The organism is Streptomyces sp. NPDC093252, assembly GCF_040683675.1.
Lineage (GTDB): Bacteria > Actinomycetota > Actinomycetes > Streptomycetales > Streptomycetaceae > Streptomyces.
Map to the genome: position 1 here is coordinate 162,536 of NZ_JBFBEM010000018.1, position 18,465 is coordinate 181,000.

Annotated in this window: 8 protein-coding genes; 5 read left to right on the top strand and 3 right to left on the bottom strand. The window is 74.2% G+C overall.

What is annotated here, in order from left to right; all coding sequences use genetic code 11:
* The first annotated feature begins 364 nt into the window (after positions 1–364).
* On the top strand, positions 365–10,018 hold the full coding sequence (locus tag AB0O01_RS32090; protein WP_365318926.1) for an amino acid adenylation domain-containing protein: 9,654 nt from the start codon (positions 365–367) through the stop codon (positions 10,016–10,018).
* A 529-nt stretch (positions 10,019–10,547) separates the two neighbouring features.
* On the opposite strand, the gene AB0O01_RS32095 is transcribed toward AB0O01_RS32090, so the two are convergent.
* Genes AB0O01_RS32095 through AB0O01_RS32105 form a run of 3 tightly spaced genes read right to left on the bottom strand, consistent with a single transcriptional unit; the run spans position 10,548 to position 13,730 of the window.
* Positions 10,548–11,513, bottom strand: coding sequence for a TauD/TfdA family dioxygenase (locus AB0O01_RS32095; RefSeq protein WP_365318928.1), 966 nt, complete (start codon positions 11,511–11,513; stop codon positions 10,548–10,550).
* Positions 11,514–11,515: 2 nt separating this feature from the next.
* Positions 11,516–11,728 (bottom strand): MbtH family protein, encoded by a 213-nt coding sequence (locus AB0O01_RS32100; protein WP_365318930.1) that lies wholly within the window; start codon positions 11,726–11,728, stop codon positions 11,516–11,518.
* Between the two features lies 1 nt (position 11,729).
* Positions 11,730–13,730, bottom strand: coding sequence for an ABC transporter ATP-binding protein (locus AB0O01_RS32105; RefSeq protein WP_365318959.1), 2,001 nt, complete (start codon positions 13,728–13,730; stop codon positions 11,730–11,732).
* Between the two features lie 354 nt (positions 13,731–14,084).
* On the opposite strand from AB0O01_RS32105, the gene AB0O01_RS32110 reads away from it, so the two are divergent.
* The 4 genes from AB0O01_RS32110 (at position 14,085) to AB0O01_RS32125 (ending at position 18,272) form a co-directional block, all read left to right on the top strand.
* Positions 14,085–15,374 (top strand): peptidoglycan-binding protein, encoded by a 1,290-nt coding sequence (locus tag AB0O01_RS32110; protein WP_365318932.1) that lies wholly within the window; start codon positions 14,085–14,087, stop codon positions 15,372–15,374.
* Positions 15,371–16,126, top strand: a complete 756-nt coding sequence (locus AB0O01_RS32115) for an ABC transporter ATP-binding protein (protein WP_365318934.1) — start codon at positions 15,371–15,373, stop codon at positions 16,124–16,126. Before AB0O01_RS32110 ends, AB0O01_RS32115 begins: the two co-directional genes overlap by 4 nt.
* Complete coding sequence (locus tag AB0O01_RS32120; RefSeq protein ID WP_365318936.1) at positions 16,123–17,316, top strand: ABC transporter permease; 1,194 nt, start codon at positions 16,123–16,125, stop codon at positions 17,314–17,316. The genes AB0O01_RS32115 and AB0O01_RS32120 overlap by 4 nt, the downstream gene beginning before the upstream one ends.
* A gap of 473 nt (positions 17,317–17,789) precedes the next feature.
* Positions 17,790–18,272 carry a hypothetical protein gene (locus AB0O01_RS32125; RefSeq protein ID WP_365318937.1) on the top strand — a complete coding sequence of 161 codons (483 nt, stop codon included), beginning with the start codon at positions 17,790–17,792 and terminating at the stop codon, positions 18,270–18,272.
* Positions 18,273–18,465: the final 193 nt, after the last annotated feature.

Sequence of the window (18,465 nt, forward strand, 5' to 3'; positions counted from 1 at the left end):
AAAGTCTGCGCGAGTACCTGTCCGTATTCCTAGCCGTCCGCTGTTTAACCGTGGCGCCGCCGCGGTTGAACACCCGAACGCGCAGGCGGCGGGTGTCTGTTGACGCTCCTGACGGCCCTGGCGAAGATGGCGCGGAAGGTTCAGTACCCGGCGGGCCACGCCCCCCTTTTCCACCTCGACCGCTCAGGGAAGTCCCGTGATGTGCCGCGGACCTCCCCGCCGGGCACGCGCACGGCCGTGGCCGATTCCGACGCCGTGCCCGGCACCATTCGCCAGCATTCACCTTTCGGGGAGGACGGCCCGTGCCGATTCCAATCGACGTGTCGGACAGCGGGTCCCGGTTCCGGTCGGCGGGTGAGGGACGATGACCTCCGCCGAGGCCACCGCTCCGTGGCACCTGAACTCCGCCCAGCTCGGCATCTGGTACGCCCAGCAGGTCGCGCGGGACGAGGTCGTCCTCAATGTCGCCGAGTACCTGGACATCGACGGCGGGGTGGACCCGGACCTCCTGGTGCGGGCGCTGCGGCTGGCGCTCGCCGGGGTCGACGCCTACCGGCTCCGCTTCGTCCTCGTCGACGGCGAGCCCCGGCAGTATGTCGACGAGGCCGCCGAGGTCCCGGTGCACCTGGTCGACCTCCGCACCGAACCCGACCCCGAGGCGGCGGCCCGGGCGTGGATGCGCGCGGAGTACGGCCGTCCCGTCGATGTGCTGACCGGCCCGCTGTGCGCGGTCGCCGTCCTCGTCGTCGGTGAGGGCCGGGTGCTCTGGTACCACCGCGCCCACCACCTCGTCACGGACGGGCACGGGGCGTCCCTGGCCACCGCCCGGGTCGCCGAGGCGTACGCGGCGCTCCTCGCGGGCCGCGAGCACCACCCGGACCCGACCGACCCCGCCTCGGTCCTGGTGGACTCCGAACGGGCCTACCGCGCCTCGCCCGCCCACGCCCGCGACCGCGCCCACTGGACGACGGCGCTGGCCGGTGCCGAGGAGCGCGCCGAGGGCGGCGCGCCGCGCGCCGGGACCCCGGTCCGCGCGAGCGCCGACCTGCCCGCCGACGACACCGCACGGGTCCGGGCCGCCGCCCGCGAGCTGCGGACCGGGTTCGCCGCCCTGGTCGTCGCCGCCGCGGCCGTCTACCAGCACCGGGTCAGCGGCGCCCGGGACATCGTCCTCGGCGTCCCCGTCCTCGGCCGGATCGGGCGCCGCGAACAGCGGGTCGTCGGCATGACCTCGAACGTCATGCCGATCCGGCTGCGGCTCACCCCGGCCCTGACCGTCGCCGAGGTGGTCCGCCGCACCGCCGCCGCGATCGGCGAGGGCCTGCGCCACCAGCGCTACCGCTACGAGGACCTGGCCCGCGAACTCAACCCGGCCGGTGCCGCCGCCCTGTTCGACCTCAATGTCAACATCCTCGGCTACGGCTACCCGCCCCGCTTCGGCACCGCCGCGGTCACCGTCCACAACCTCACCCACGGCCCCACCGAGGACCGGCAGATCAACGTCTACGACCAGACCACCGACACCGCCGACGGCACGGTCCGGATCGACGTCGACGTCAACGGCGAGCGCCACGGACCCGGCGCCGCCGGCGATCTGCTGCGCCGCTTCCGGCGGGTCCTGGACCAACTGGCCACCACCGCACCCGGCACCCCCGTCGGCGCCCTCCGCCTCTACGACACCGACGAGCACCCCGCGCCCCCCGCCGACACCCTCCCCGTCCCGGCGCTCACCGCCCCCGAGCTGTTCCACGTCCAGGCCGACCTGGCCCCCGACGCGCCCGCCCTGATCGCCGACGGGCACCTCCTGACGTACGCCGAACTCGACGCGCGGGCCAACCGGCTCGCCCACCATCTGACCGGGCTCGGGGTGCGCCGCGAGTCCGTGGTCGCCGTCGTCCTCAACCGGGGCGCCGACCTCGTCACCACCCTGCTCGCCGTCGCGAAGACCGGCGCCGGATATCTGCCGATCGACCCCCGCCAGCCCCTGGAACGCATCGCGTACATGCTCTCCGACAGCGGCGCCGTGGCCCTGCTGACCAGCGGCGACCTCCTCGACGAGCTACCGGCGCAGGGCCTGCTGGCGCTCGCCGTGGACGACCCCGGGGTGCGTGCCGCGATCGACGCCCGGCCCGCCACCCGCCCGCCGCACCGGGCCCGGCCGGGCCAGCTCGCCTATGTCATCTACACCTCCGGGTCGACCGGACGCCCCAAGGGCGTCGCCCTCACCCAGGCGGGCGTGGCCGCCCTGGTCACCACCCAGGCCGCCCGGCTCGGCGTCGGCCCCGGCAGCCGGGTCCTCCAGTTCGCGTCGATCGGCTTCGACGCGGCGACCTGGGAACTGCTGATGGCCCTGGGCACCGGCGCCGCCCTCGTCACCGCCCCCGCCGACGACCTGCTCCCCGGCGGCGGTCTCGCCGGGGTGATGGCCCGGCACGGCGTCACCCACGCCACCCTGCCGCCGGCCGTCCTCGCCGCCCTCGAACCCGCCGACCTGCCCTCGCTGCGCACCCTGGTGTCGGCGGGCGAGGCCCTCACCCCCGACCTGGTGGACCGCTGGGCCGCCGGACGCGACCTGGTCAACGCCTACGGCCCGACCGAGACCACCATCTGCGCCACCCTGTCCGCCCCCCTGGTGCCCGGCACCGCGCCCGACATCGGCACCCCCGTCGCCCGCGCGCGCGTCCTGGTCCTGGACGACTTCCTGGAGCCCGTGCCCGCCGGAGCCACCGGCGAACTGTATGTCGCCGGTCCCGGCCTCGCCCGGGGCTACACCGGCGGCGGCGCGCTGACCGCGGAGCGGTTCGTCGCCGACCCGGACGGCGGCGGCGGGCGGCTCTACCGCACCGGCGACCGGGTGCGCTGGACCGGCGGCGGCGACCTGGTGTTCGTGGGCCGCGCCGACGGACAGCTCAAGATCCGCGGGTACCGGGTCGAACCCGCCGAGATCGAGGCCGTGCTCGGTGGCCACCCCGATGTCGCCCAGGCCGTGGTCGTGGCCCGCGACCCCGAGCCCGACGCCGGGTCCGGCGACCGTCTGCTGGTCGCCTATGTCACCGACGCCCGCGGCGGCCAGGGGCCGGGCTCCGGCGGCGATCTGCCCGGCCGGCTGCGCGCGTTCCTCACCGGCCGCCTCCCCGCGCCCATGGTGCCCGGCGCGTTCGTGGTGCTGCCCGAATTCCCGCTCACCCACAGCGGGAAGATCGACCGGCGGGCGCTCCCCGCCCCCGGCCGCACCACCGGCACCGGCCGCGCGGCCACCCCGCAGGAGGAGATCCTCTGCGGGATCTTCGCCGAGGTCCTCGGCCTCGAAGCGGTCGGCCCCGACGAGGGGTTCTTCGAACTCGGCGGCCACTCGCTGCTCGCCACCCGGCTCATCTCCCGTGTCCGCGCCGCCCTCGGCACCGAGCTGGAGATGCGCGACCTGTTCCGCGTCCCCACCCCCGCCGGACTCGCCGCCCACCTCGCCGAGACCGAGACCGAGACCGAGACCGAGACCGAGGCCGGAACCGAGACCGGGACCGGGACCACCGCCACTGGCACCGCCACCCCCGCGCGCCGCCCCGCCCTCGTCCCCCAGACCCGCCCCGATCTCGTCCCGCCGTCCTTCGCGCAGCGCAGGCTGCTCTTCCTGGAACGGCTCGAAGGCCGCGGCACCACCTACAACGCGCCCATCGTGCTGCGCCTGACCGGCCCCCTGGACCGCGACGCCCTCAGCGCCGCGTTCCGCGACGTCCTCGTCCGGCACGAGGCGCTGCGCACCCGGTTCCCCATAGCCGACGGCCGGCACCACCAGGACATCGTGGGCGCCGACACCCTCGCCGGACAGCCGCAGCTCGAACTCACCACCCCCGAGGACCTCCCCGGCGCCGTCGCCCGCGCCGCCGGGCACGCCTTCGACCTGACCACCGAACCTCCCATCAGGGCCTGGCTGTTCGCGCTCGGCGCCGAGAACCACGTCCTGGCCGTCGTCGTCCACCACATCACCGCCGACGGCTGGTCCATGGGCCCCCTCACCCGCGACCTGTCCACCGCCTACACGGCCCGCAGCCAGGGCCGCCCCGCCGACTGGCGGCCCCTGCCCGTGCAGTACGCCGACTACACCCTCTGGCAGCGCGCCCTCCTCGGCGCCGACGACGACCCCGACGGCCTGATGGCCTGGCAGACCGCCTACTGGCGCGAGGCCCTCGACGGCAGCCCCGAGGAACTCGCCCTGCCCTTCGACCGGCCCCGCCCCGCCGTCGCCGGACACCGGGGCCACGACGCCCCCCTCGACGCCCCGGCCGACCTGCACGCCCGGATCACCGAACTCGCCCGCGCCGAGGGCGTCACCGTCTTCATGGTGCTGCACGCCGCGCTCGCCGTGCTGCTGTCCCGCCTCGGGGCGGGCACCGACATCCCCATCGGCTCCGCCGTCGCCGGACGCGCCGACGAGGCCCTGGACGACCTCGTCGGCTGCTTCGTCAACACCGTCGTCATCCGCACCGACCTGACCGGCGACCCCGAGTTCCGCGAGATCCTGCACCGGGTCAGGGAGGTCACCCTGGGCGCCTTCGCCCACCAGGACGTGCCCTTCGACAAGCTGGTGGAGGAACTCGCCCCGGCCCGCTCCGTCGCCCGCAACCCGCTCTTCCAGACCGTCCTCACCATGCAGAACACCGCCGATGTGGCGCTGGACCTGCCCGGTATCGAGGTGGCGCCGGTCGAGGGCGCCCGCCCCGGCGTCAAGTTCGACCTCGATGTCATGGTCAACGAGAACGTCGACGCGGACGGCCGCCCCGCCGGACTGACCGGCTCGGTCACCGCCTCCGCCGACCTGTTCGACCCCGCCTTCGCCCACGGCCTCGCCGCACAACTGCTGCGCCTGCTGCGGACCGTCACCGACACCCCCCGTCTGCGCCTCAGCGAGGCCGGGCTCCTCGACGGCGCCGAACGCGCCCGCGTCCTCACCGACTGGAGCGGCGGCCCGGCCCCGGCCCCCGCGCCGACCGTTCTCGAACGGTTCTGGGCGCAGGCCGACCGCACCCCCGACGCCCCCGCCGTCCACCAGGACGGCACCGCCCTGTCCTACGCGGCGCTCCGGGAGCGGGCCGAGGCCCTCGCCCGGCAGCTCACCGCCGCCGGGATCGGCCCCGAGTCGGTGGTCGCGCTCTGCCTGCCCCCGGGCACCGACACGATCACCGCGCTGCTCGGCGTCTGGCGGGCCGGTGCCGCCTATCTGCCGCTCGACACCCACCAGCCCGTCGAGCGCACCTCGTTCATGCTCCGCGACAGCCGCGCGGTCCTCCTCCTCACCACCGCCGAACTCGTCGAGGACCAGCCCGCCGGACAGGTGCGGATCGTCACCCTGGACGAGATGACCGCCCCCGCCCCCGCCCCGGCCCGGTGGCCGGCGCCCCGGCCCGGCCGGCTCGCCTACGTCGTCTACACCTCCGGCTCCACCGGCACCCCCAAGGGCGTCGCCGTCACCCAGGACGCCCTGGCCCACTACGCCGCCGCCGCACCCGAACGCCTCGGCCTCGGCGGCGAGGGCACCCGCCACGCCCTGCTCCAGCCCCAGGTCACCGATCTCGGCAACACCCTGCTCTTCGGCGCGCTCGCCACCGGCGGCACCCTGTACGTCCTGGACGGCGACGCCGTGCTCGACCCCGCCGCCGTGGCCGCCCATCTCGCCGAGCACCGCATCGACCACCTCAAGGCCGTCCCCTCGCACCTGGCGGCGCTCTGCGCGCACGCCGGGCCCGCCGCCGTCCTGCCCGCCCGCTCCCTGATCCTCGGCGGCGAGGCCGCCCGGCCCGCCTGGGTCGGCGACCTCCTCGCGGCGGCCGGGGACCGCGCGATCCACAACCACTACGGGCCCACCGAGGCCACCATCGGCGCCACCACCACCCGCCTCACCCCCGAGGACATCGCGAGCGGACGCGTCCCGATCGGCACCCCCCTCGACGGCGTCCGCGCCTACGTCCTCGACACCTGGCTGCAACCGGTGCCCGCGGGCGTCCCCGGTGAGCTGTACCTCGCGGGCGCGGGTCTCGCGCGCGGCTATGTGAACCGGCCCGCACTCACCGGGGAACGCTTCGTGGCCTGCCCGTTCGCCACCGGCGAGCGCATGTACCGCACCGGCGACCGGGCCCGCTGGGGCACCGACGGACGGCTGGAGTTCGCCGGCCGGGCCGACGACCAGCTCAAGATCCGCGGCTTCCGCGTCGAACCCGGCGAGATCGAGACCGCCCTCGCCGTCCACCCCGCCGTCGCCGCCGCCGCCGTCACCGCCCGCGACGACCTCACCGGCGGAACCCGACTGGTCGCCTACCTCGTCCCCGACGACCCCGACGACGACAGCGGGGGACTCGGCGAACGGGCCCGCCACCACCTCGCCCAGCGCCTCCCCGAGCACATGGTCCCCGCCACCTTCGTCGTCCTGCCCCAACTCCCCCTCACCCCCAGCGGCAAACTCGACCGCGCCGCCCTCCCCGAACCCGGACGGGCCGCGAGCGGCGCCGCCGGACGCGCCCCCGGGTCCGTACAGGAGGAGATCCTCTGCGCCGCCTACGCGCGGGTCCTCGGGCTCGACGTGGTGGGCCCCGACGAGGACTTCTTCACCCTCGGCGGGAACTCCCTGGTCGCCGTCGCCCTCGTGGAGGACCTGCGCACCCGGGGCCTGTCCGTGTCCGTCCGCGCCCTGTTCCTCACCCCGACCCCGGCCGGTCTCGCCACCGTCGCCGGACCCGAACCGGTCGAGGTCGCCCCCCACCTCATCCCCGACGGCGCCACCCGGCTCACCCCCGCCATGCTGCCGCTCACCGCACTCGACCAGGACGAGACCGACCTGATCTGCGCCCGCGTCGACGGCGGCGCCGCCAATGTCGCCGACATCTACCCGCTGGCGCCGCTCCAGGAGGGCATGCTCTTCCACCACCTCGCCCGCGCCGACGGCGACACCGACGTCTATCTGCGGTCCGTCGTCCTGGAACTGGACACCGCCCAGCGCCTGGACGCCTTCCTCACCGCGGTCCAGCGGGTCGTGGACCGGCACGACGTGTACCGCACGGCGATCCTCTCCGCCGGACTGCGCGAACCCGTCCAGGTCGTCTGGCGTCACGCCCCCGTCCCCGTCACCCACCTCACCCGCGACCCCGCGCGCGACCCCGTCGCCCAGCTCCTCGCCGCCGGCGGCACCTGGATGGAACTGGACCGCGCCCCCCTGCTGCGCGTCCACGTCCTCACCGAACCCGGCGACGGCCCCCGCCTCGTCCTGCTGCGCGTCCACCACATGATGGGCGACCACACCACCGTCGGACTCCTCCTCGACGAGGTCCGCGCCTTCCTCACCGGCCGCGGCGACCATCTGCCCCCGCCCCTGCCCTACCGCGACCTCGTCGCCCAGGCCCGCTTCGGCACCCCCGCCGAGGAGCACGAGCGCTACTTCGCCGCCCTGCTCGGCGATGTCACCGAACCCACCGCCGTGTTCGGCCTGCTCGACGTGCGCGGCGACGGCGCCGCCGTCACCCGCGCCGACCGCGCCGTGGACGACCGGCTCGCCGCCCGGCTCCGCGCGACCGCCCGAGCACTCGGCGTCAGCCCCGCCACCCTCTTCCACCTCGCCTGGGCGCGGGTGCTGGCCGCCGTCTCCGGCCGGGACGACGTGGTGTTCGGGACCGTCCTCACCGGCCGGATGAACGCCGGGGTCGGCGCCCACCGCGCGGCCGGACTGTTCCTCAACACCCTGCCCCTGCGGCTGCGCGTCGACGGCGGCCCCACCGACGCCGCCCTGACCGAGCTGCGCGCCCGCCTCGCCGAACTCCTGGAGCACGAGCACGCCCCGCTCGCCCTCGCCCAGCGGGCCAGCGCCGTACCGCCCGGCGGACCCCTGTTCACCACGATCCTCAACTACCAGCACGGCCTGCCCCTCACCGAGACCGGCACCGGCCTCGACGGCATCACCGTGCGCCACTCCGAGGAACGCACCAACTACCCCGTCACCCTGATCGTCCGGGACACCGCGGCCGGCTTCTCCGTGACCGTCGACGCCGTCGCGCCCGCCGAGCCCGCCCGCATCCAGGACCTCCTCCACACCTGCCTGGACCACCTCGTCACCACCCTCGCCGACGCCCCGGGCACCCCCTTCACCGCCGTCCCCGTCCTCGACCCGGCCGAGCGGCTGCGCCTCGCCACCGAGGGCAACCGCACCGAGGCACCGAAGGCCGGACGGACCGTCCCGCAGCTCATCGCCGCCCAGGCCGCCCGCACCCCCGACGCCACCGCCGTCGTCCACGGCTCCACCGCCACCCCCTACCGCGAACTGGAGCTGCGCGCCCGCCGCCTCGCCCACCATCTGCGCGCCCTCGGCGTCGGCCCGGAGAGCGTCGTCGCCCTGTGCCTGCCGCGCGGCGCCGACGCCATCGCCGCGATCCTCGGCGTCTGGCAGGCCGGAGCCGCCTACCTCCCCCTCGACCCCGCCTACCCCGCCGCCCGGCTCGGCCACATGCTCACCGACAGCCGCGCCGTCGCCCTGATCGGCACCACCGACCTCCTGGACGACATGCCCGTCATGGGCGGCCTCACCACCCTCGCCCTGGACGACCCCGCCGTGGCCGCCGCCCTCGCCGCCGGGCCCGGCACCCCGCCCGAGCCCGCCGCCCACCCCGGCGGCCTCGCCTACGTCATCTACACCTCCGGCTCCACCGGACGCCCCAAGGGCGTCGCCGTCACCCACGCCGCCCTCGCCAACTACGTCACCCATGTCCCGCCCCGCATCGGCCTCGGCGACCCCGGCGACCGCTACGCCCTCCTCCAGCCCCTCACCACCGACCTCGGCAACACCGTCCTGTTCGCCGCCCTCACCACCGGCGGCGAACTCCACCTCCTGGACGCGGCCGATGTCGCCGACCCCCTCGCCGTCACCGGCTATCTCGCCCGGCACCGCATCGACCACGTCAAGATGGTCCCCTCCCACCTCGCCGCGCTCGGCGCCACCGGCGACCTGCGCTGGCTCCTCCCGCACCGCACCCTGATTCTCGGCGGCGAGGCCGCACCCCCCGAGTGGGTCGCCCAGCTCCTCCGGGCGGCCGACGGCCGGGCGGTGTTCAACCACTACGGCCCCACCGAGACCACCATCGGCATCACCACCGGCCCCCTCGGCCCCACCCCCGGCGCCCCCCTGGGCACCCCGGTCCCCAACACCGCCCTCTACGTCCTCGACGACGCCCTCCAACCGGTCCCGGCGGGCGCCCCCGGCGAGCTGTACGCGGCGGGCGAACAACTCGCCCGCGGCTACGTCGGGCACCCCGGCACCACGGCGGAACGCTTCGTCGCCAGCCCCTTCGGCGACGGCACCCGCATGTACCGCACCGGCGACCGCGGACGCCGCCGCCCCGACGGCGTCCTGGAGTACCTCGGCCGCACCGACGACCAGGTCAAGATCCGGGGGTTCCGCGTCGAGCCCGGCGAGGTCCGCACCGTCCTCGCCGCCCACCCCGAGGTGGCCGCCGCCGCGGTCGCCGTCCGCGAGGACGTCCCCGGCGACCGGCAGCTCGTCGCCTATGTCACCCCGGCCGACCCCGGCACCGACCCCACCGCCCTCGCCGAGACGGCACGCCGCCGGGCCCGGCGGGAACTGCCGCCGCACATGGTGCCGTCCGCCGTCGTCGTCCTGGACGCGCTGCCCCTGACCGCCAACGGCAAACTGGACCGCGCCGCCCTCCCGGCCCCCGACCGGGCCGCCGCCGCGGGCACGGGGCGCGCTCCCGCCGACCCCCGCGAGGAGGCGCTCTGCGCCGCGTTCGCTGAGATCCTGGCCCTGCCGGTGGTGGGTGTCCACGACGACTTCTTCGTCCTCGGCGGCCACTCCCTGCTGGCGACCAAACTCGTCAGCCGGGTCCGGGTGACCCTCGGCGAGGAACTCCCCATCCAGATCCTCTTCGACCGCCCCACCCCGGCCGACCTCGCCTCCTGGATGGCCACGAACGCGACCACCCCGGCTCCCGCGGAGGCGCGTCCGCGCCTGCGGCCGATGCGCTGAGGGGCGGGGGCGCACGGGGTGGGGCGAAGGCCGGTGCCGGGGACACCCGGGCCGGCCTTCGCCCTGCCTGCCGGGCCTCCGGCGACTGTGCGGGGGGTGCGGTGACGCACGGGCGGGGCTTCCGCCGCCCGGGTGGGTGGGGTCGTCGCGCGGCGCTGGTGGGGTGGGTGCCGCCCGGCTGGGTGGGGTGGTCGCGCGGGGCTTGCGGGGTGGGTGCCGCCCGGCTGGTCGGGATGCGGCGCGCGCGGCAGGGTTCTCGCTGCCCGTCCGGTGGCCCCGAGAGGCGCCCTGCGCGGCCCTGGGGGCTCGTGAGCGCGCCAGCCGGGCTCCCGCTGCCTCGCTCGCCGTGCGGCGCTCCACGGGGCTTGCAGCGGCCCTGCCGGACGGGCGGCTGCCCCGGCTTCGGGCCCCGGCCTCCGGGTGGCCGACGGGTTCCCGGTCGCCGCACAAAAACACCGGGCGCGGCCCCCTCACCACAGGGGCCGCGCCCGGACAGACAGACAGACGGAAACGGAAGCGGATGCCGGACCTACACGTCCGACATCGCGACCAGCACCCTCCTGTTCCCGGTGAACGGGCGGCGCCCGTGCGCCAGGAGGACGTTGTCGATGAGCAGGACGTCCCCGGCCCGCCAGTCGACATCCACCGCGCCGGCCAGGCCGCGCTGGAGGATCTGCTCGATGTGCGCGTCGGGGATCGCCGTGCCGTCGGCGTAGGTCACGTACTGCGGGAACTCCTCCGGCGCCAGGATGTCGTACAGCTCCGCCGACGCCTGGTCGCCGAGGCCCGCCGGATGCCACTGGTCGGCCTGGTTGAACCACACCTCGGCCCCGGTCACCGGATGCTCGGTCGTCGCCGGGCGGAGCTGGACGACCCGCAGGCCGTCCTCCGTCCACTCCCACTCGGCGCGCGCGTCCCGCAGGAACGCCTCCACCGCCGTCCGGTCCCCGGTCTCGAAGGTGTCCTGCCAGCTCTTCCCGAAGCCCAGCCCGTCGTGCAGGTTCTGGACGTAGCGGATACCGCCCGCGAACGCGTCACGGACCTCCGCGTCCAGCGAGCCGAGCCACAGCTCCCCGTCCAGCACCGGGGTGGCACCGCCGCTCTCCGGGGCCCGCTCGCAGTAGAAGGCGATCCGGGTGGGCCAGCGGTGCGCGTAGCTGAGTTCGTTGTGCATGGAGATCGTGTACTGCTGGGGGTACTCGGTCGAGGTGTAGAGGTTGCCGCCCACCTTGGTGCGCGGCGAGTTGCCGTGCACATAGGGCAGCCGGTCCGGCACCAGCCGGGCGAACAGCGGGTCCACGGCGTCCGGTGCGACCCCGAAGCCCCTGAGGACGAGCGCCTTGCGCTCGGTGAGCAACTCGGTCAGCGCCCGGGGGCCCGTCCGGTCGAGCCAGCCCGTGAGGTCGGCGGTACCGGCCGTGTCCGGGCTGATCTCGTACGGCCGCCAGGCCCCGGCGCCCGCGCCCGGGTCGGTATCCGAGTCCGCGGTGTCCACGGTCACTTCTCCTTCATGGCCTCGATCAGGCTCTTGGGCCGCATGTCGGTCCAGGACTTCTCGATGTGGTCGAGGCAGTCCTGCCGCCCGGCCTCACCGAACACGGAGGTCCAGCCGTCGGGCACGGCGATGAACACGGGCCACAGCGAGTGCTGGCCCTCGTCGTTGACCAGCACGAGGTAGTTCGCTTCCGGGTCCTCGAAGGGATTCGGCACGTCAGAGTCCTTCGCTCTCGGGGGTTCTCGGTCGGGGACGGTGGTGTTCGGGCCGCCTCGGGCGGCCGTTGCGGACGGGACCCGCGGCAGGGCCCGGTACGGTGACGGCGCCCACGCCCTGCACGGCGAACTGGGTGCGGTACAGCTCGGAGTAGAGCCCCTCGGCGGCGAGCAGCTCGCTGTGCGTGCCGCGCTCACTGATCCGGCCGCCGTCCAGGACGAGGATCTGGTCGGCCTCCAGGATGGTGGACAGCCGGTGCGCGATGACCAGGGACGTACGGCCCGCCAGCGCGGTCTTCAGGGCCCGCTGGATCGCCGCCTCCGACTCGGAGTCCAGATGCGCGGTCGCCTCGTCCAGGATCACGATCGGCGGCGACTTCAGCAGCAGCCGGGCCAGCGCCACCCGCTGCTTCTCACCCCCGGACAGCCGGTAGCCCCGGTCGCCCACGATGGTGTCGAGGCCGTTGGGGAGGGAGGAGATCGTCGGCCAGATCCGGGCCGCCTCGCACGCCTCGATCAGCTCGGCGTCGGAGGCGCCCGGACGGGCGTACAGCAGGTTGGCGCGGATCGTGTCGTGGAACAGGTACGCGTCCTGGGTGACGATGCCGACCGTGTCGTTCAGGGACCGCATGGTCAGGTCCCGGACGTCGTGACCGCTGAGGCGGACCGTCCCGGAGGTGGGGTCGTACAGGCGCGGCACGAGCTGGGTGACCGTGGTCTTCCCGGCGCCCGACGGACCCACCAGCGCCGTCAGTTTCCCGGACGGCGCGCGGAAACTCACCCCGTCCAGGACGACGGCGTTGTCCCGCCGCTCGGGGCCGGGCAGCGCGATCGTCTCCAGGGAGGCGAGCGACACCTCGTCGGCGGTCGGATAGCGGAACGTCACCGTGTCGAACTCGATGTCCGGGGTGGGACGGTCGGCGTCGGCGGCGGTGGCGGGCAGCGGCTGCGCGGTGGGCTTCTCGTCGACCAGCGGCTTCAGGTCCAGCACCTCGAAGACCCGGTCGAAGCTGACCAGCGCGATCATCACGTTGACCTGCATGTTCGACAACTGGTTCAACGGCCCGTACAGCCGGGTCAGCAGGGTCACCATGGCCACCAGCGTGCCGATCTGGAGGGCGCCGTCGATGGTGAGCAGCCCGCCGAGACCGTAGACCAGGGCGGTGGTCATGCCGGTGATCAGCGTCATGATGATGAACAGCATGCGGCCCCACACGGCCGTGGTGATCGCCACGTCCCGCACCTGCGCCGCCTTGTCGGAGAACCGGCCCGCCTCGTCCTCCGGCCGCCCGTACAGCTTCGCCAGCATCGCGCCGGACACATTGAACCGCTCGTTCATCATCGAGCCCATGTCGGCGTTCAGGCCCATGCCCTGCCGGGTGAGCCGCTGGAGCCTGCGCCCGACCAGCTTCGCGGGCAGCAGGAAGAACGGCACCATCACCAGGGCGGCGAGGGTGATCTGCCACGACAGGTAGAACATCATGCCGAGGACGAGGACCAGGGTCAGCACCAGGGACACCGCCTGCGACAGCAGGGTGGTGATCGCCTGCTGGGCGCCCACCACATCGGTGTTGAGCCGGCTGACCAGGGCCCCGGTCTGGGCCCGGGTGAAGAACGCCAGCGGCTGCCGCTGGACATGCTCGAACACCCGGCACCGCAGGTCGTAGACGATGCCCTGACCGACCCGCCCCGAGAACCAGGTCTGCACGAAGACCACGGTCACATCGACCAGCGCGAGCCCGGCGATGGCCAGCGCGAGCCCGATCACCAGCCCGTCGCGGCGCTGGGCGATACCGTCGTCGATGATCATCTTGAGCAGCAGCGGACTGGACGCCGTGATGGTCGCGCTCACGGCCGTCGTCAGCATGATCACCGCCAACGACCAGCGGTAGCGCAGGGCATACGGAACGATGCGGCGCACGGTGCCGGGCTTGATTCTCTGTTTGGTGATCGAGCTGTCGACGCCCAGTGGCGTCGGGCCCATGCGCGGGCCCCCCATCATGGCCACGAAGTTTTCCTTTCCGGCCGGGGCTGACGGTCAGCGACCGTACCCGCGAAGGAGAAAGCAGTGAAAGCGTGCGCAGGGCGTGCGCAGCGGCCATAAGCCGTACCGGTGCCACGATGCCCTGGCCGGGCCCGCCGCGCGCTGTTCAACCCCGGCGTCGGCGCAGTTGAACGGGCGCCGCAATCCGCCCCATAAGGCGAGGGTTAAGGGACACGGTAACCGCAGGGAAACCTGCGGCGGTCCAGGCTGAACACATGCAGATTTTGTCAACTCCCACCGATCCGGCGACCGTAGACCTCCTTTCCGGTCCGGCCCGCGGTGACGCCGGGGGAAACAATCGGAGGCTTAGCCATGATCGAGTCTGAGGCCACGCCCCCGGTGCGGCAGCGGGACGCGGAGTCCGGCCGGGAGCCGGACCAGGGGCAGGCGCGGGAGCTGCGGTCCGGGGAGGAGTCCGAGGCCGGGCGGGCCCTGGCCAGGCGCGAGGAGCGCGAGGTGGCCGAGGTCGTCCGGGGCCTGGAGAAGCGCGCGGACCCGGACGACGACGACGAAGAGCCGCCGCCCCGGCGCCGCCGCCGCTGGGTGGCCTGGGTCGCCGGGGCGACGGTCCTGGTCGTCGGCGCGGCCGGCGCCCTCTACGTGGCACGGGACGACGGCGGGAGCAGTGACACGGACACCTCGGCGCTGCCCACCGCCGAGGTCGTCACCACCGACATGGTCAACACCACCCAGGTGGACGGCGAGCTGGGCTACTCCGCCAGCCGCTCCATCGTCGCCGAGAGCACCGGCCGCATCACCGCGCTGCCCGGCACCGGCGATGTCATCCAGCGCGGCGACCGCGTCTACGGCGTCGACGGCCACGACGTACCGCTGTTCTACGGGTCGACGCCGTTCTGGCGGAACCTCGAATACGGCATGGACGACGGCGAGGACGTGGAGGTGCTGGAGCGCAACCTCACCGAGCTGGGCTACGGCGGCGCCTTCACCCTGAACGAGGAGTTCACCTCCGCGACCGCCGACGCCGTCAAGGAGTGGCAGGAGGACCTCGGCGTCACCGAGACCGGCATCGTCAAGCCGGGCGACGTGGTGATCCAGTCCAACGAGATCCGGGTGACGAAGGTCGAGGCCACCCTCGGCGCGCGGGCGTCCGGCCCGGTCCTCACCGCCAGCGGCACCGCCCGCCGGATCACCGTCGACCTGCCCGTCACCGACCAGAGCCTCGCCAAGGAGGGCGCCAAGGTCGAGGTGACCCTGCCCGGCGACGAGAAGACCACCGGCACGGTCGACTCCATCGGCTCCGTCGCCACCGCCGGTGACACCAACTCCGAGTCCCAGACCGGCGAGGGCACGGAGAACGCCACGGTCCCCGTCTACATCACCCTCGACAAGAAGGGCGGGGCGGGCAATCTCGACGGCGCCCCGGCCACCGTCGGCTTCACCAGCGAGGAGCACAAGGACGTGCTGGCGGTGCCGATCAACGCCCTGCTGGCCTCGTCCGACGGGAAGTACCAGGTCAACGTAGTCGACGCCGACGGCACGGTCCGTTCGGTCCCGGTCGAGCTGGGCATCTTCGAGGGCGACAAGGTCGAGGTCAAGGGCAACCTGAAGGCCGGCGCGAAGGTGCAGGTGCCCGAGTCATGACCGACCGCACCGGCACCGCCGTCGAGCCGTCCCACGACACCCGCGCCGTCCCCAGGGGCCTCGGCCCGGCCGAGAGCCCGGTCATCGAGGTCGACAACGTCAGCAAGGAGTACGCCGGCGGGGTCAAGGCACTGCACGGCGCCTCCCTCACCGTCCGCGCGGGTGAACTCGTCGCGATCCTCGGCCCGTCCGGCTCCGGCAAGTCGACCCTGCTCAACATGATGGGGACCCTCGACCGGCCGAGCACCGGCCGGGTCCTCATCGAGGGCCACGACGCGGCGAAACTGCCCGACCGCACCCTCGCCACGGTCCGCTCCCACTGGATCGGCTTCGTCTTCCAGCAGTTCTTCCTCACCCCGCACCTGTCCGCCATGGACAATGTCGCCACCGGCCTCCTCTACCACGGCATCGCCCCGCGCGAACGCCGCCGCAGGGCCCGCGCCGCGCTGCGCAGGGTCGGCCTCGGGCACCGGCTCGACCACCGCCCGCACCAGCTCTCCGGCGGCGAGAAGCAGCGCGTCGCCATCGCCCGCGCGGTGGTCGGCAACCCGCCGCTGCTGCTCGCCGACGAACCCACCGGCAACCTCGACACCGCCTCCGGCGCCGGGGTGCTGAAACTGCTCCGCGAACTCAACCGCGACGGCACCGCCATCGTGGTGATCACCCATGACCTCGATGTCGCGGCCTCACTGCCGCGCCGCCTGGAGATCCGCGATGGCCGGATCCAGGCCGATACGGGAGTACCGGCATGAAACCCCTACCGGAACCGGCCCGCCTGCGGGCCGGCGACCTGGCCGCCGTCGGCATCGACGGGCTGCGCGGCCGGCCGCTGCGCGCGGTGCTCTCCGCGCTCGGTATCGCCATCGGCGTCGCCGCCATGATCGGCCTCGTGGGCATCAGCACGGTCAGCCGGGCCGCGCTGATGGCCGAGATCGAGGCGCTGGGCACCAACCTGCTGACCGTCGAACCCGGCACGACCCTCACCGGCAAGCAGTCCAAGCTGCCCACCGGCGCCGAGGGCATGGTCTCCCGCGTCCCCGGCGTCACCGGGGTCTCCGCCACCGGCCTCGTCGAGGACGCCACCGCCCGCCGCACCGACAAGATCGACTCGAAGACCACCAGCGGCGTCGCGGTCCAGGCCGCCCGCACCAACCTCCTCGGCACCCTCAACGGCACGGTGGCCTCCGGTGCCTTCCTCAACTCGGCGACCGGCCAGTACCCGGCGGTGGTCCTCGGCTCCACCGCCTCCGAGCGGCTCGGCATCGACCGCGCCGGCGGGCACATCTACATCGACGGCCAGTGGTTCCTGGTCGTCGGCGTCCTCGACGATGTCGCCCTCGCCCCCGAGATCGACCGCTCCGCCCTGATCGGCTGGGACTACGCCACCCGCATGGGCTTCGACGGCCGGGTCACCACGCTCTACGAACGCTCCACCGAAAGCTCCGTGGAAGCGGTCCGCGCGGTGCTCTCCTACACCGTCAACCCGGAACACCCGGAGGAGGTGATGGTCTCCCGGCCCTCGGACGCGCTGACCGCGCAGGCCGCCGCGGAGCGCACCTTCAACTCCCTGTTCTTCGGACTCGGCGCCATCGCGCTGCTCGCCGGAGGCGTCGGCATCGCCAACATCATGGTGATCTCGGTGCTGGAGCGCCGCCAGGAGATCGGCCTGCGCCGCTCACTGGGCGCGACCCGCGGCCAGATCAGGCTCCAGTTCCTCACCGAGTCCGTGACCCTCTCGGCGCTCGGCGGCATCGCCGGCGTCGGTATCGGCCTGGCCACCTGCCTGGGCTACGCCTTCTACCGGGACTGGCCCCTGGTACTGCCCGGCTCCGCCATCGTGGGCGGCGCGCTGGCGGCCTTCGCCATCGGGGCCCTCGCGGGCGTGTATCCGGCCCGCCGGGCCGCCAACCTCACTCCCACGGAGGCGCTCGCCACGAGCTGACCGGTCTTCCCCCAGACCGGTCACCCAGGGGTGCCCCCACGTCCGGCCGAGCGGACGAGGGGGCACCCCGCCGCACATCTCCCCCGCCATTCAGGTGACCCTGCCCCAGCAGTCCCGCACCTCTCACCCACCGGGACCACCACCCCCTCAGGGGCGCGGGGAACTGCGCGACCAACCCCCCACCCACGGAAACCCAACCCCCTACAACCCCCTCCCCTCCCCACCCACCGAGCCCCCCACCCCCTCAGGGGCGCGGGGAACTGCGCGAATACCCCCCACTCACGGAAAGCCACCCCTCCAGGGGCGCGGGGAACTGCGCGACCACCCCCCCACCCACGGAAAGCCACCCCCTCCAGGGGCGCGGGGAACTGCGCGACCCCCCACCCACCGAACCCCACCCGGTACCTACGTAAGCCCCCGGTTAACGCCCACGGTCACCGAGGGGAAACCTCCCGAGCGCCACTCTGGTGGACATGAAGACACACGCTTTCGCCTCGGCCGCCCTCGTCGCCGCCGCCATCTTCGGGATGACCGCGTGCGGCGGCGAGGACTCGCCCACCAATGCCTCCCCCACGTCCCCCCAGGACGTCGAACGCCAGCAGAAGTTCATCGAGTGCCTCCGCGAGCACGGCATGGACGTGCCCGACGCCCCCGAGGACCAGGAGGGCGGAGCCCCGCAGTTCGAGGCCGCCCAGGGCTCCGCCGCCGTCGTCGACGCGGCCCAGGCCGCCTGCGCCCAGTTCGCCCCTCCGCAGGGCGCCGAGGAGGTCGACGAGGAGGCGTACGACATCGCGGTGAAGAAGGCCGAGTGCCTGCGTCAGGAGGGCATCAGCGCCAAGGACCCGGAGCCCGGCACCACCCGCATCACCCTGGAGGAGGGCGCCGACAGCCAGGAGGACCTGGTCGCCGCCTACTCCACCTGCAACGAGAAGTACCCGAGCAACCAGGGGCGCTGACGGCGATGCGGGCACCCGGCGTGCCCGCTCCGGACCCCGCCCAGGACGGCCCCCGGCCGCCGCCCTCCCGGACCCCCCGGTGAGGCGGCGGCCGGCCCCGTTCCCGCCGTTGCCGGCGCCGGCGGCCGGCCCCGTTCCCGCCGCCCCCGGCATCGGCGGCCCGGCCCGTTCAACCGCCGCATTCGCCCGGTTG

What these genes read in the sequence shown, in the direction of transcription:
- AB0O01_RS32090 (WP_365318926.1), top strand. Translation starts at nt 365, where the DNA reads ATGACCTCCGCCGAGGCCACCGCTCCGTGGCACCTGAACTCCGCCCAG.
- AB0O01_RS32105 (WP_365318959.1), bottom strand. Translation starts at nt 13,730, where the DNA reads ATGATGGGGGGCCCGCGCATGGGCCCGACGCCACTGGGCGTCGACAGC.
- AB0O01_RS32110 (WP_365318932.1), top strand. Translation starts at nt 14,085, where the DNA reads ATGATCGAGTCTGAGGCCACGCCCCCGGTGCGGCAGCGGGACGCGGAG.
- AB0O01_RS32115 (WP_365318934.1), top strand. Translation starts at nt 15,371, where the DNA reads ATGACCGACCGCACCGGCACCGCCGTCGAGCCGTCCCACGACACCCGC.
- AB0O01_RS32120 (WP_365318936.1), top strand. Translation starts at nt 16,123, where the DNA reads ATGAAACCCCTACCGGAACCGGCCCGCCTGCGGGCCGGCGACCTGGCC.
- AB0O01_RS32125 (WP_365318937.1), top strand. Translation starts at nt 17,790, where the DNA reads ATGAAGACACACGCTTTCGCCTCGGCCGCCCTCGTCGCCGCCGCCATC.